This window comes from Sodalis ligni, assembly GCF_016865525.2.
Lineage (GTDB): Bacteria > Pseudomonadota > Gammaproteobacteria > Enterobacterales > Enterobacteriaceae > Acerihabitans > Acerihabitans ligni.
The window spans coordinates 6,300,157-6,314,328 of record NZ_CP075169.1; the positions used below are offsets into that span (position 1 = coordinate 6,300,157).

General features: G+C 56.9%; 11 protein-coding genes. 4 read left to right on the forward strand and 7 right to left on the reverse strand.

All coding sequences use genetic code 11. The features are described from left to right. Positions 1-9 precede the first annotated feature (9 nt). From GTU79_RS29285 to GTU79_RS29315, 7 genes are all read right to left on the reverse strand, one after another. On the reverse strand, positions 10-2,004 hold the full coding sequence (locus tag GTU79_RS29285) for a CocE/NonD family hydrolase (RefSeq protein WP_203524190.1): 1,995 nt from the start codon (positions 2,002-2,004) through the stop codon (positions 10-12). 29 nt (positions 2,005-2,033) lie between these two features. After that, positions 2,034-3,302, reverse strand: coding sequence for an MFS transporter (locus GTU79_RS29290; protein WP_165934194.1), 1,269 nt, complete (start codon positions 3,300-3,302; stop codon positions 2,034-2,036). 218 nt (positions 3,303-3,520) lie between these two features. Further along, complete coding sequence (locus tag GTU79_RS29295; protein ID WP_203524191.1) at positions 3,521-5,083, reverse strand: ABC transporter substrate-binding protein; 1,563 nt, start codon at positions 5,081-5,083, stop codon at positions 3,521-3,523. Between the two features lie 29 nt (positions 5,084-5,112). Continuing rightward, positions 5,113-6,105 carry an ABC transporter ATP-binding protein gene (locus tag GTU79_RS29300; protein WP_165934193.1) on the reverse strand — a complete coding sequence of 331 codons (993 nt, stop codon included), beginning with the start codon at positions 6,103-6,105 and terminating at the stop codon, positions 5,113-5,115. Then, positions 6,098-7,066 carry an ABC transporter ATP-binding protein gene (locus GTU79_RS29305; protein ID WP_203524192.1) on the reverse strand — a complete coding sequence of 323 codons (969 nt, stop codon included), beginning with the start codon at positions 7,064-7,066 and terminating at the stop codon, positions 6,098-6,100. Before GTU79_RS29305 ends, GTU79_RS29300 begins: the two co-directional genes overlap by 8 nt. Then, entirely contained in the window at positions 7,066-7,980 is a 915-nt protein-coding gene (locus tag GTU79_RS29310) for an ABC transporter permease (RefSeq protein WP_203524193.1), read from the reverse strand. The genes GTU79_RS29305 and GTU79_RS29310 overlap by 1 nt, the downstream gene beginning before the upstream one ends. 2 nt (positions 7,981-7,982) lie before the next feature. Beyond that, positions 7,983-8,927 carry an ABC transporter permease gene (locus GTU79_RS29315; RefSeq protein ID WP_132924180.1) on the reverse strand — a complete coding sequence of 315 codons (945 nt, stop codon included), beginning with the start codon at positions 8,925-8,927 and terminating at the stop codon, positions 7,983-7,985. A gap of 1,220 nt (positions 8,928-10,147) precedes the next feature. On the opposite strand from GTU79_RS29315, the gene GTU79_RS31770 reads away from it, so the two are divergent. The 4 genes from GTU79_RS31770 to spoT all read left to right on the forward strand — a co-directional run bounded on the left by GTU79_RS31770 (position 10,148) and on the right by spoT (position 14,161). Continuing rightward, on the forward strand, positions 10,148-10,396 hold the full coding sequence (locus GTU79_RS31770) for a hypothetical protein (RefSeq protein ID WP_420854145.1): 249 nt from the start codon (positions 10,148-10,150) through the stop codon (positions 10,394-10,396). A 688-nt stretch (positions 10,397-11,084) separates the two neighbouring features. Next, the gene (gene gmk / locus GTU79_RS29325; RefSeq protein ID WP_203524194.1) at positions 11,085-11,708 is read left to right on the forward strand and encodes a guanylate kinase; all 624 of its coding nucleotides are present in this window, start codon (positions 11,085-11,087) and stop codon (positions 11,706-11,708) included. 54 nt (positions 11,709-11,762) lie between these two features. After that, complete coding sequence (gene rpoZ / locus GTU79_RS29330) at positions 11,763-12,038, forward strand: DNA-directed RNA polymerase subunit omega (protein WP_132924177.1); 276 nt, start codon at positions 11,763-11,765, stop codon at positions 12,036-12,038. Positions 12,039-12,058: 20 nt separating this feature from the next. Next, positions 12,059-14,161, forward strand: a complete 2,103-nt coding sequence (spoT, locus tag GTU79_RS29335) for a bifunctional GTP diphosphokinase/guanosine-3',5'-bis pyrophosphate 3'-pyrophosphohydrolase (protein ID WP_132924176.1) — start codon at positions 12,059-12,061, stop codon at positions 14,159-14,161. Positions 14,162-14,172: the final 11 nt, after the last annotated feature.

A 14,172-nucleotide genomic window follows, 5' to 3' on the forward strand; every position in this document is an offset into this window, starting at 1 on the left:
GCTTAGGTATTAACCGCCAATGGTCTTGATTCTCGCCGGAAAGCGATGTTCCCATTGCCGCTGGAAAACCTCCCGGTCATTTTCCCAGGCGCTATAGCTTGAGTTCAATACCAGGCCGCCGTTTTGCCATGCCAGGCGGCTTTCGCTGCGCAGCTCGATATGCCAGCCGGGACGCTGGTAGCGCTGCCGGCGTTCGGCCTGCCAGCTTGCGGTTTCCGCGGTGGCGCCGATCTCATACGCCTCATGGCCTTCACTATCAAAACTCAATTCGCCGATGCGGGTTTTCTGCCGCCGGGCATCCATTGTCAGCCGGTGGGTATTGCTGCCGGCATCCCAACTGAGCCGGCGGGCGGTGACTTCCGGAGCCATGACCTCATGATCCAGCGCCGGCGCCGAGCGGGGGGGGCCAAAAGCATCAGGCTTATCCGGCAGGCTTTCGGTTCGCAGCGGCAGCCGGAACCGGCCGGTGGCGGGGAGTATCTGAACCGGCCCCTGCCCTGGTTCGGCCCAGGCCATGGGCCAATATGCCGTGGAGAGCGCCAGCCGGATCCGGCAGCCGGCGGAAAACCGGTAGACCACGCCTTTAAGAGGCAATACCACAGGAAAAGTCTGGCCGGCGGGGACATCCGGCCGGCTCAGCCGATGTATGCCAAAGGTCACCCGCGCCGAACGGCCGTGCACATCCACCTCGTTCAGCCGCAGAACCAGCATGGCCGACGGCGTTTCAAAGGCGATATCCACCGTCAGCTCCGCCTTGCCGCACAGAATAAGCGGGGCTTCCAGCACCGGCGCATCGAAACACACCGACAAACCATCATCGGCGCGCTGATCCCCTTGGAATTCAGGGGCATTGCCGCCGCCATCAAGGGGACACCACTCGCCGCCCATGGCGCCGCAGTGCGCCGGGGTATCAATGAGCAACGGCGCGGCGGCGGCGGGCACATCGCTCAATAGGCCGTCCCCAAGATAAAAGTCATGATGATTTGTGGTGGCCGGCCATTGGGACGCGGTGATCCAGTGGCCGTCCAGCGTCAGCGATGACGGGTCGGGACGCAGCTGTTCCCCCTGCCATAGATGCAGCATCGGTTCATCCATGATGCCGGTTTGTTCGCCAAGCAGCCAATGCCGCCAAAATCGCAGGCATTCTCCGAGAAAATCAATTGCCGGACCGGGAGTGCCCCAATTGGGGTAGATATGGGTCCAGGGACCGATAAGACCCTTGCGCGGCACGTCAAGGTGCTCCATCAACCGTAATATGGCGTCGGAATAACCGTCTGTCCAGCCCCCCACCGCGTACACGGCGCACTGAATGTCGCGATAATTTTCATTTACCGACCCGTGCCGCCAGTAGTCGTCACGTTCCATATGCGCCAGCCAGTGGGCCAGCGGCGGTTCCATGCCCTCCAGACGCGCCAGCCATTGCTCGCGCCAGCCGTCGCCTACATAGGCCGGATCAAGGGGGCGCCCCAGCTGGGTAAATAAACCGCTGCCCCATTGCAGACCGTCGGTGAGCAGCGCCCCACCCATAAAATGCACGTCGTCCGTGTAGCGATCGTCGGTGGAACAGCAGGTGATAATCGCCTTCAGGGCCGGCGGGCGGCGGGCGGCGATTTGCAGGGCCGCGAACCCGCCCCAGGAGATGCCGATCATGCCGACGTTGCCGTTGCTCCAGCTTTGCCCGGCAATCCAGGCAATCACTTCCACCGCGTCGTCTTGCTCCTGTGACAGGTATTCGTCCCGCAGCAGGCCCCCCGAATTACCGCTGCCGCGTAAATCGATGCGCATGGCGGCAATGCCGTGGGCGGCGAAATAACCGTGGATCATCGAATCCCCCACCGCGGTATTATCCGACTGGCGATAAGGAATCCATTCCAGCACCAACGGCACCCGCCCCGGCCCATTAGGCAGCCACAGCCTGGCCGTGAGTTGGGTACCATCCGAAAGGGGGACGGTTATCTGACGAAAAGCCGGTACAGTGAGAGTATTGTCTATGGTGTCCGACATGGTCGGTCCTCCTGGCGATAAATAAATAGTTAAGAATGAGGCGGCGATAACCGGCGCCGGGTTCCGAAGCGTTCCCAGGCGGCAATGGCGGCAACGCCCGCCAGGCACAGCAGGCCGCCGACAATCATGGTCAGCGGCAGTCCCATGATCTCCGCCACGCCGCCGCAGATAATGGCGCCGATGGGGACCGTGCCGATTAACATCATGGAATAAAACGACATCAGCCTGCCCCGCAGGCCGTCGGGAACCTGGTGTTGCAGCAGCGAGTTCGAGGTGAGGTTCTGGGTCAGGATGGCGTAACCGATAGGCGCGGCAATCAGCGCGCTCAGCCAAAACAGGTGAGACAGGCCAAGGCATATTTGCGCAATCCCCAGCATCAGTGCGGCCCATAGCGGCCAGGGGCGCATGGGTTCAATACTGCTGCTGTAAGCCAGGCGCAGCGCGGCCACCAGCGCGCCGATGCCGGTAATGCTCATCAGAATGCCCGATCCGGCCGGGCCGCCTTTTAATACCCGATCGGCCAGCATCGGCAGGAACGAGAAATAGGGCACGCTGGTGAGGCTGCACAATCCCACCAGCAGCAAAATGCGCAGGGCATCGGCGTCATGGCGCAGAAAGCGCAGTCCTTCGGCCATTTCCGCCAGCAGACCGCCGGTCCGAACGGTGGGGGGACGCTGGGGAATACGCATCCCTGCCAGAAAGAGAATCAGCGGCACATAAGAGAGGGCAATAAAGGCGAAACACCAGCCCTCCCCCAGCTTATCCACCAGCAGGCCGCCCAGGGCGGGGCCGATAAGCCGGGCGCCGTTGAATATCACCGAGTTAAGCGCCAGGGCGTTGCCTAAATCGTTATATTCCACCAGATCCACCACCAGTGATTGCCGGCCCGGCAAATCGAAGGCGCTGATAAGACCCAGTCCGAGGGCGATGAAAATGGCTATCCTGGCGGTTATCCAATGATTCAAGGTGAGTATCGCCAGCATTGAGACCAGCACCGTCAGGCCGATTTGCGTGGCCAACACCAATTTGCGCCGATCGCAGCGATCGACGATGACGCCGGTGAATAGCCCGAATATTAAAATGGGACCCTGGCTGCAAAAGGCCAACAGGCCCAGCATTACCGGCGACGCGACCCCGAGACGCCAGATAAGCCAGCCCAGGGCAATGGTGTGAATCCAGTTACCGATTACCGATAACAGCTGACCGCCGAAAAACCGACGGTAATTAGGGTGCCTTAAAGCGCTGCCGGCGGACCGTAGGCTCTTTTTAGGCGCGAGGGGAAGACGGGCAGTACTCAAGGAAGCTCCCACGTTAAGACAGGGGCGAAAACAGCGCCACCGGCTTATTAATCTTTTTTTGTTGAAGGCCCGCACCGTCTCCGGGCCATGAGGGTGAAAACTCTGTCGCGTTCGAACGCGCGGGAAATTTCACGTCCGAACGTTTTATGCAAGCCGTTCAGTCATGAACTTTTTCCCGCACGCATTTTCATCTCGCGCTTCGTATTTCTCTGCTTTTATCACACTGCTTTTATTTCCCGGAACAAGGGCCACTGGCCGTCAGGAGTCCAGGCGCCTTTGATGGTGCCGGGCGTCACCCAGGCGTTACTGCCGTGGTAGAGAAAGACATAGGCGCCGGTTTCCTCCAGTTGATCCTGCAGCTTGACATACATGGCGGCCCGTTTGCCCTGGTCCAGTTCATTGGCGGCATCGTCGCTCAGTTTGTCCCAGTCTTTGTCGCAGGTTCTTTGGGTATTCCAGATACCCACCTGCTTGCAGGTGAACCAGGCGGTAACCCAGCTGGCATCCGGCGCGGTGGTAAAGGTGGTCATCCGCAGCTGCGAGTCATTCCAGGCGGTGCCTTCGGATTCCTGCCCTGCCGCCACAAAGGCCGCGCTGTCCATTTGATTGATTTGCAATTGAATACCCACTTCCGCCAATTGCGCCTGAATGACCTGGGCGACGGTGCCGCCGTCGGCGGAGGTGGTTAAGTCCAGCCGCAGCTGCAGCTTGGATACGCCGGCTTCCTTAAGCAGGCGTTTGGCGGCGTCCGGTGAGTAGGGATAGATATTTTTACTCCGGGCGCCGGGCAGCGGCGGCGGCACCAGACCGAAAGCCGGTTTTACCGCCCCGCCGAAAGCTGCGTCCAGAATGGAGGGCACGTCAATGGCTTGCTGAATAGCGCGACGGACCCGGATATCCTTAAGCAGCGGATGATCAACGTTCATGCCGAGCCAGGTATAGGCCAGCGCCGGTCGCACCGTCAGGGTGGTGCCGGCCACTCCCTGCTGGTATTTGGGTATGGCGCTGATATTGATTTTGGTCATGTCCAGATCCCCCGCTTCAAAGGCGATTTCGGCGGTATTCAAATCGCCGATGGGCACCAGTTGAATCTGGTCGTAAAAACAGTGCGGTCCACTCCAGTTCTCGTTACGCACCAGGGTCAGCCGCTCCCTGGGTTGCCACTCGCCGATGCGATAAGGCCCGGATGACGCCAAGGGATCGGTGGCGATTTTTTTATCCTTCGCCGCTTCCACGGCCTTTTTACAGATAATCAGGCCGGAGGCGTGGGGCAAGGTACTGGTGAACAGCGGCGCGAAGGGATGTTTCAAATGAATGAGTCCCTCGTAGGTGCCCTTGATCTCCACATGATCGAGGGCCTCCCAGTCGGTGGCATAAATCGCCGCCAGTTTAGGATCGATGAACCGTTCAAAGGAGTACTTCACGTCTTCCGCGGTCATTTCGCCAAAATCACCGGTCCACTTGATGCCCGGTTTCAGCTTGAAATGCACCGTCAGCGGGTCCACCTGTTCCAATATCTCGGCCGCGTCCAGTTGCCATCCCCATTCTGTGCCGGCCTTGTACTGGCATAAGCCGGAATAGACGGCAAACATGACCATTTCATCGTACCAGCCGCTGCGATTGGCCGGATCGAGGTTGGTGATATCCTGATCGTTTTGCACGCGCAGGATTTTATTTTTGTTATCGGCGGCAAAAGCCACCGTCCGTCCGCCAAGCGCCAGCGAACCGGATACCCCGGCGGCAAGGATCGCCATGGTCTTAATAAGCTCACGTCTGTTCATCGAGGGGCCTTTCATGGATGCATTTCCTTTTAAATGATGCGGCTTGGCCGGGCCATTTGGGGTTGGTCTGGGATTAACGGGGTATGACAAGTCACCTGATGCTCCGCGGTAAGCTGCCGCGGCGCCGGCGCTTCGCTTCGGCAACGTTCCGTCGCCAGGGGACAACGGGTGTGAAACTCGCAGCCGGCGGGCCGGCGGGATAAGGTGGGCACATCCCCCTGCAACACGCCGGCGCCCGGAGGGTTATGCTTGCTTTTAGCGTTGAGCAGCGCCCGGGTATAGGGATGCGCCGGCGCGCGGAAAATAGCCTCGGTAGGCCCGGTTTCCACAATTCGTCCCAGATACATAATGGCAATCCGGTCCGTGACATGGCGGGTAATGGCCAGATTATGGGTAATAATCAGATAACTCATGCCCAGCTCCCGCTGTAGCGAGGTCAGCAGGTTAAGCAACTCGCCCTGAACCGAGAGATCCAGGCCCGCCGTGGGCTCATCGGCGATGATAAGCTTGGGCCGCAGGGCAAGAGCCCTGGCTACCGCCACCCGCCGCGCCTGGCCGCCCGAAAGTTGATGGGGATAGCGGTCCAGAAACAGCGATGGCAGGCCCACCAGTTCGAGCAGTGCCGCCGCCGCGCCGCGGCGTTTATATTCGCGGCCGTTAACCGCAAAAGGTTCGGTGACCAGATACTCCACCGTCATGCGCGGATCGAGGGCGGCCATCGGGTCCTGGAATATCAGCCCGGTTTCCCGGCGGATAGTCCGCCATGATAAATCACTGGCATCCAGCGGTTCCCGGCCGTTAACCTGGATACTGCCCTTGGTTACCGGGGTCAGGCCAATCACGGCTCGCCCCAGGGTGGTTTTGCCGCTGCCGCTCTCGCCGATAAGACCGACGGTCTTGCCCGGCGGCACATGCAGACTGACGCCGGCCAGCACATCCACATGCCCGACGGCGCCGGGCATCAGACGGCTCAACAGATTGCCGGTCTTGTAGCGAACCACTAAATCCTGAATTTCAAGCATCGGCATTCACCTTATGGCAGCGCACCGTCCGGCCCTTTTCCCCCAGCAGGGTTTCCGGCGGCGTCTCGCTGCCGCACGGAGCGAACGCCAGGCTGCAGCGGGGCTGGAACGGACAACCGACGCGGTGGACGCTCGGCATCGGCACCGAACCGGCGATAAACGGCAGTTCGCGGGTGGCCACTTCAATTCGCTCCGGATCGCAGGCCAATAACGCACGGGTATAAGGATGGGCGGGAGAGCCGAAAATCTCGCCGATGGGACCGGCTTCGACGATCTCTCCGGCGTACATCACCGCCACTTTGTCGCAAAGAGCGCTCACCAAATGCAAATCGTGAGTCACAAAGATAATGGCGCCGTCCACCAACTGGCGGCTGGCCTTGAGCACTTCCACCACCTGCATCTCGGTGGTGGCGTCCAGTGCGGTAGTGGGCTCGTCGGCAATCAGCAGCTCCGGTTCGGTTAACAGCGCCGCCGCGATGGCGATACGCTGGCGAATACCGCCGCTGAGTTCATGGGGATATTGCTTCAGCCTCCCCTGAGGGTCTGAAATCCCTACACGTTCGAGCATTTTCACCGCATGATTCAGCTTATCTGCCTTCGAACCCGGCTTATGGTGCTGGAACGCCACCAGCTGCTTGCCGATGGTGATCACCGGATTGAGAGCGGTGAAGGGATCCTGGGACACGGTGGCGATACCGTTGCCCCGCAGGCGGCGCTTGGCGGATTCAGGCAGCGCAAGGAGGTCTTGTCCGTGGTAAAGCAGCTGCCCGGAAGCCTGGGCATTGGCGGGCAACAGCGTGAGCATGGCTCCCACCAAGGTTGATTTACCCGAGCCGCTCTCCCCCACCAGGCCCAGCACTTCGCCTTTTTCCACCTGCAGGGAAATCTGGCGAACGGCCTTCAGCGGACCCTTGTCGGACGCATAGGTGACCGACAGATTGTGCATTTCCAACAGTGCCATCAGTTATCCCCCCGGGATTGCCTGGCGGTGCGGGGATCAAGCGCATCCCGTAGCGCCTCGCCGAGAAAGGTAAAGCCAAGCGTGGCGATGATGATGGGAATGCCGGCGGCGATAACGATATGGGGCGCCTGGCGGATATAGGAGTAGCCGTCGTTGAGTACCGTGCCCCAGCTGGCGTCCGGCGGCTGTACCCCCTGCCCCAGGAAACTCAGGCCCGACTCAATGGCGATAACCGCCGGAATATCCATCGCCACCAGCACCAGCAGCGTGCCGGCCATATTGGGAACCAAGTGGCGAAAAACCACGCTGACGGGTGAGGCGCCCATGGCGCGGGCGGCGACAATATACTCCATGCGTTTGAGAACGCGGGTCTGGCTGCGCACTACCCGAAAGTAGCCAGGCACCATAAAAGTGATGATAATCATGATGATGGTGCTCACGCTCGCCCCTACCAGCGTCACTACCGCCAGGGCGAACAGAATCATCGGTATCGACATCAGCGAATCGCAGAACAGCATCAGCAAGGTATCTATCTGCCGCGGACCGTAACCCGCCAGCAGTCCCAGCATGGCGCCGATAAGCAGCGCGCCGCCGGTACCTAGGAATGCCACCGTCATAGCGATCCGGCTGCCGTAAATCAGGCGCGACAGCACATCGCGGCCGAGCTGATCGTTGCCCAGCCAGTAGTCCATGCTCGGCCCTTTAAGACGCAGGGCCGCTTTGATGGCAATGGGATCGTGCGGAGCCAGCCAGGGGGCGAAGAGGGCGCACAACAGCATTGCCGCCACGCAAATCAGGGCAAAACGCCCCATGGGACCTGACCAAACGTGCCGCAGCACGCGAAACGGGTCCGGCCGGCCCGCGGCGGCAATGTTGCCGGGACTCAATGCCGGGGTGGTGGTGATGAGCGCCATGGTCAAAGCTCCTGCCGCACGCGCGGATCCAGAAAAGTGTTGATCAGGTCGGCGATGAGATTGGCCAGTACATAACATCCGGAGGTCACCACCACCGTCCCCATCACCACCGGAAAATTGCGGGAAATCACCGAGTCGTACGCCAGCTTGCCCAGGCCGGGCCGCGCGAACACGATCTCGGTCAACACCGCGCCGGAGAGCAGCGAACCAATGCCGACCCCTAATACCGACACCACCGGCACCACCGCGATGGGCAGGGCATAGCGCAGCGCAATCAACCGATCGCCGATGCCGAAGGCGCGGAAGGTGCGGATATGGTTTTCCTTCAGCACTTCCAGCATCGAGGCCCGCACCAGCCGGGCCAAATAACCGATCCAGCTTAATGCCACCGTCAGGGAGGGCAGTACCAGCGCCTGTAACTGCGAGCCCAAATCCCCCTGCTGCCCCGCGCCGATGGCCGGAAACCACTTCAATGTCACTGAGAACACCAGCAGTGCGTAAATCGCCACCACAAAAGCCGGCAGGGCGATCACGCTGGTGGACAGCAGCCCTATCAGCCGGTCGAGCCAGGTATTGGGCCGCAAGGCCGCCCAGCACCCCAGCGGGATGCCGATAATAATGGCCCAGGCAATGGCCGACAGGGCCAGAATGAGGGTATTGGGTAAGGCGCGGGCAATAAGCTGATTCACCGGCCGATGAGTCAGGACATCTTCGCCGAGATCTCCTGCGGCCACATGGACGATAAATCGTCCGATTTGCACGATAGCCGGCTGATCAAGCCCCATGTGTTCACGCAATGCCTGCTTTTGCGCCTCGCTGGCCCTCGGTCCCAACGCTACCGAAGCCGGATCCCCGGGCACTAAAAACACCAGACAGAATAATATCGTGATTGCCACCAGCATCACTGACGCCGCCAGTACTAACCGGCGAAGCAGGTAAAAGAACATAAGCGCAGCCTGTTAAATTAATTTTGTCAATGAAACGACAGCCCACCATCCGGCGCCGGAGAGATCTTCCGTCACGTTTTACTCAATTCGGGTGGGAGATAACCGGAAAATCGTCGCCGGCCCGACCGGTTATTTCGCCGGCTTCGGCGGATTGCGGCGGTAAACGTAAGCAAGCTTGCCAGTGTTTCAACGAAACAAAGGCCACATTCACGACATGATTTATTAACAATGCGACATATAAGAACTACGTATGCATGTCCGGTCCTATCCGGTCCTGTCCGGCCAAAATAGCGTTCTGACCGCCGGATCATTCACCAGCGTCCTTTTCTTACGCCGCCGCGTTAAAAGCGTCGCGCCATCTCTTATGACTTTTTTAGACTTTACTTCATTGAAGTCTAAGCAATAATTTCTTCCGCTGCTGTGCCGGCAGCGTTTTTATAAAAACATCACAACATAAAAATCAACGCGTTACGTTAAACCTCACGGGTTCCCGCGAATTGTTTTACGATCACGGCAAGGTATTTATTAAATTTATTTTTTATTATTTTATAAAATGCACTATTACATTATGCTTGTACGTCATATTTACACCTTGTAGACATAATAAAAACCTCCAATAAATCAACAAGATTTTATCTATATCATCTTTATGTTAATTGAAAATTAGCAGGCTACTTAGTTATCATAAAAGTAATAAAGTAAAATAACATATCAACGACGTAATATTTCTGTATAGCATCCGTATTTTTCAATTAGTCGTGTTTAAAAATAGAAAATATTCCTATAAACTGCGCTGGCAATTCGTTAAGTATATTGCATGGCCCGTTCTTCAATTCAGAGATAATTATCGATTCCCTAATGAGACACCGGGAAATAGGAGGAATTTTATCGCCTTGGATTGAGATGTGTCATTGAAAAATTTGTTAAAAATATGTTTTAAATTATGAAAATGGCGGGACTATTAAATACCCCACCCTCCATTTATAACAAATTTTAACCTGCAATCGCGGCGAGTGAATCGCCTTAATTTCACCTAGAGATTATAAAATGGAAAAAGTTAAAGATATTGCCGACACCGTGGAATCTTTATCACGTATCTATCATCGCTTACGTAAAGAAGTGAACGGACAATTGGTTAACGAAGGACTGTCATTATCCAAAATGAAAATTCTTCAATTGATAACCCATGGCAAAACCAGCGCGACGGATATCAAAACTATATGGGCTTTTCATCCCGCACCGTGGTCACCGTGCTGGACGCCCTGGAAAAGGATCTTATGCTGCAACGCCAGCAAAGCCCTACTGACCGGCGGGGCAAACACCCTTATATTACGGAGAAAAGGCTGGGTAAACTGCATATCGCCCAACACACGCCCCGGACCACTCTTGGGCGTTTTCTTTCCCCCCTCTCCCAAACGCCCTTGGTAAAACTTTGCGGAATCTGCCATAATCTTGAACTGAGTCAATAGTAATTCTGGTCTTTTTTTGCGAATACAAACGTTAAGTGATAATGGTTAATTTAACCCCTTACACTTAATATACTCTGAACATTCTTCATCAATTTTCACGTCCGGATTGATGAGGAAAACTTTCTCGGCGTCCAGACATATAAGTGATGTTTGATATATGCATGTGGATAGTTTTACCCTGGCGGATCGGGTCAGATGAGCGATCGTGCATTTAGGAATGGGGCATATCCGCAGAAATTCAGGGTTGCCGGTATGGCCGGCATCCTTTATTAATTTGATTCATTGTCTTCATCAACAAAAAACTCTTCTTTTGATACTTAAATTTTTCTTAATATTATGCTCGAGGGACTACGCATTTTCTGCGCAGCATTGCCGATAATCTGCTTTTTAATCTTTTTACTGGAAATTTATTCCCCGCCGGCACATCGCCACCTTATGCCGGTGCGGCGCAAGGCCGCTTCCCGCTTCAGCGCCGCTTCGCCGTCGCCAGGCCATCGCTGGCCCGGACGTAAGGCTCGGATGGCATAAATTCCTCTCGCCGCAGCAAGTGAGGCTGCATCCGGCGCCAATGCCGTGTATAATAACCGCTGTGATCAATTATACCCACCATCTTTCAAGCGGCAGCTGACGCTTGAACGCCATCGGGTATAGATGCGTCGATTCATTAACCACAGTCGAAAATCCCAGTATGGTTCAAGGAACGCTTTACATTGTTTCCGCACCCAGCGGCGCGGGAAAATCCAGCCTGATTCAGGCGTTGCTTAAAACACAACCGCTTTACGACACTCAGGTTTCGGTTTCCCACACCACGCGCCCCGTTCGTCCGGGTGAAAAACAGGGTGAACATTATTATTTTGTTTCCAAGGCGGAATTCGAACGCATGATCAAGGAAGACGCCTTTTTGGAGTATGCGAACGTCTTCGGTAATTATTACGGCACTTCCCGCGAAATGATCGAACAGGTGTTATCCACCGGCGTGGACGTCTTTTTGGATATCGATTGGCAAGGGGCGCAGCAAATTCGTAACAAAATGCCCCAGACGCGCAGTATCTTCGTGCTGCCGCCCTCCAAAGAGGAACTGGATCGCCGGCTGCGGGGCCGCGGACAGGACAGCGACGAAATCATCGCCGGGCGCATGGCGCAGGCGGTGGCCGAGATGTCCCATTATGCCGAATATGATTACCTGATCGTAAATGATGAATTTAATACGGCGCTGATGGATTTGAAAACCATCATCCGTGCCGAACGTCTGCGTCTGAACCGCCAAAAACTGCGGCATGACGCTTTAATCACCAAACTGTTGGCGGACTGAGACAACTTTCAGTATGATGCCCAGTCATTTCTTCATCTGTGGAGTAGCTCGCATATGGCACGCGTAACTGTACAAGACGCCGTCGAAAAAATTGGTAACCGTTTTGACCTGGTGCTGGTCGCTGCTCGTCGAGCTCGGCAACTTCAGGTCGGCGGCAAAGACCCTCTGGTTGCTGAAGAAAACGATAAGTTCACCGTTATCGCCCTGCGTGAAATCGAAGAAGGCCTGATTACCAATCAGATCCTCGACCTGCGGGATCGTCAGGAACAGCAGGAGCAGGAAGCCGCGGAAATCCAGGCGGTAACCGCGATTGCTGAAGGCCGTCGCTAACCTCAAACAACGGTTCGCAATTGTATCTGTTTGAAAGTCTGAATCTATTGATTCAACGTTACCTGCCAGAGGATCAAATCAAACTCCTCCGGCAGGCGTATCTTGTCGCCCGTGATGCTCACGAGGGGCAGACACGCTCCAGCGGTGAGCCCTACATTACCCACCCTGTGGCCGTGGCATGCATCCTGGCGGAAATGCGCCTCGATTATGAAACGCTGATGGCGGCGTTGCTGCATGATGTCATCGAGGATACCCCCGCCACCTACCAGGACATGGAACAACTGTTCGGTAAAAGCGTGGCGGAGCTGGTGGAAGGGGTATCCAAGCTCGACAAGCTGAAGTTCCGCGACAAGAAAGAAGCCCAGGCGGAAAACTTTCGCAAGATGATCATGGCGATGGTGCAGGATATCCGGGTGGTGCTGATCAAGCTGGCGGACAGAACGCATAACATGCGCACCCTGGGTGCGCTGCGCCCCGACAAACGCCGGCGCATCGCCCGTGAAACGCTGGAAATATACAGCCCCCTGGCCCATCGCCTCGGCATCCACCATCTCAAGACGGAACTTGAGGAGCTGGGCTTCGAAGCGCTGTATCCGAACCGCTACCGGGTCATCAAAGAAGTGGTCAAGGCCGCGCGCGGCAACCGCAAAGAGATGATCCAGAAGATACTCGCCGAAATCGAAGGGCGACTGACCGAAGCCGGCATCCCCTGCCGGGTCAGCGGACGGGAAAAGCATCTTTATTCCATTTATTGCAAAATGCACCTTAAAGAGCAGCGTTTCCATTCCATTATGGATATCTATGCCTTTCGGGTGATCGTCGGCGAAGTGGACACCTGTTATCGCGTATTGGGACAGATGCACAGCCTGTATAAACCGCGCCCCGGGCGGGTGAAGGATTATATCGCCATTCCCAAGGCCAACGGCTACCAGTCCCTGCACACCTCCATGATCGGTCCCCATGGCGTTCCGGTCGAGGTGCAAATCCGCACCGAAGACATGGATCAAATGGCGGAAATGGGGGTGGCGGCGCACTGGGCTTATAAAGAACAGGGCGAAACCGGCACCACGGCCCAAATCCGCGCCCAGCGCTGGATGCAAAGCCTGCTGGAGCTGCAGCAGAGCGCCGGCAGCTCGTTTGAATTTATCGAAAGCGTCAAATCCGATTTGTTCCCGGATGAAATCTATGTGTTCACGCCGGAAGGCCGCATCGTCGAGCTGCCGGCGGGCGCCACCCCGGTGGATTTCGCTTATGCGGTGCATACCGATATCGGCCATGCCTGCGTTGGCGCCCGAGTGGATCGACAGCCGTATCCCCTGTCGCAGGCCTTGACCAGCGGACAGGCGGTGGAAATCATCACCGCTCCCGGCGCCCGTCCCAATGCGGCGTGGCTGAACTTTGTGGTCAGTTCCAAGGCACGGGCCAAGATACGCCAGATGCTGAAGAACCTTAAGCGCGACGATTCCGTCAGCCTGGGCCGCAGACTATTGAATCACGCCCTGGGGGGCAGCCGGAAACTGGCCGAGGTGGCGCCGGAAAACCTTCAGCGCGAGCTGGACCGGATGAAACTGGCGTCCCTTGATGACCTGCTGGCGGAAATCGGCCTGGGCAACGCCATGAGCGTGGTTATTGCCCGCAATCTGCAGGGCGATCAGTCCAATATGGCGCAGCCCGGTCCGAAGACGCTGCCCATCAAAGGCGCCGACGGCGTATTGATCACCTTCGCCAAATGCTGCCGCCCCATCCCCGGAGATCCGATTATCGCCCACGTCAGCCCCGGCAAAGGCCTGGTGGTACACCATGAATCCTGCCGCAATATCCGCGGTATCCAGAAAGACGCGGAAAAATTCATGGCGGTGGAATGGCAGTTGGATACCGAGCAGGAATTTATTGCCGAAATCAAAGTGGACATGTTTAATCATCAGGGAGTACTGGCCAATCTGACCGCGGCCATTAACGCCGCCGATTCCAATATCCAGAGCCTGAACACCGAAGAAAAAGACGGCCGGGTCTATAGCGCGTTTATCCGTCTTACCACCCGCGACCGTGTCCATCTGGCCAACATCATGCGCAAAATACGCGTAATGCCGGATGTGATCAAGGTGACGCGCAACCGGAATTAACCCCCTCCGGG

Excerpts from the sequence above, each read along its gene's own strand:
- GTU79_RS29285 (WP_203524190.1), bottom strand. The coding sequence starts at position 2,004 with ATGTCGGACACCATAGACAATACTCTCACTGTACCGGCTTTTCGTCAG.
- GTU79_RS31770 (WP_420854145.1), top strand. The coding sequence starts at position 10,148 with ATGGGCTTTTCATCCCGCACCGTGGTCACCGTGCTGGACGCCCTGGAA.
- GTU79_RS29315 (WP_132924180.1), bottom strand. The coding sequence starts at position 8,927 with ATGTTCTTTTACCTGCTTCGCCGGTTAGTACTGGCGGCGTCAGTGATG.
- GTU79_RS29295 (WP_203524191.1), bottom strand. The coding sequence starts at position 5,083 with ATGAACAGACGTGAGCTTATTAAGACCATGGCGATCCTTGCCGCCGGG.
- rpoZ (WP_132924177.1), top strand. The coding sequence starts at position 11,763 with ATGGCACGCGTAACTGTACAAGACGCCGTCGAAAAAATTGGTAACCGT.
- GTU79_RS29305 (WP_203524192.1), bottom strand. The coding sequence starts at position 7,066 with ATGGCACTGTTGGAAATGCACAATCTGTCGGTCACCTATGCGTCCGAC.
- GTU79_RS29300 (WP_165934193.1), bottom strand. The coding sequence starts at position 6,105 with ATGCTTGAAATTCAGGATTTAGTGGTTCGCTACAAGACCGGCAATCTG.
- GTU79_RS29310 (WP_203524193.1), bottom strand. The coding sequence starts at position 7,980 with ATGGCGCTCATCACCACCACCCCGGCATTGAGTCCCGGCAACATTGCC.
- gmk (WP_203524194.1), top strand. The coding sequence starts at position 11,085 with ATGGTTCAAGGAACGCTTTACATTGTTTCCGCACCCAGCGGCGCGGGA.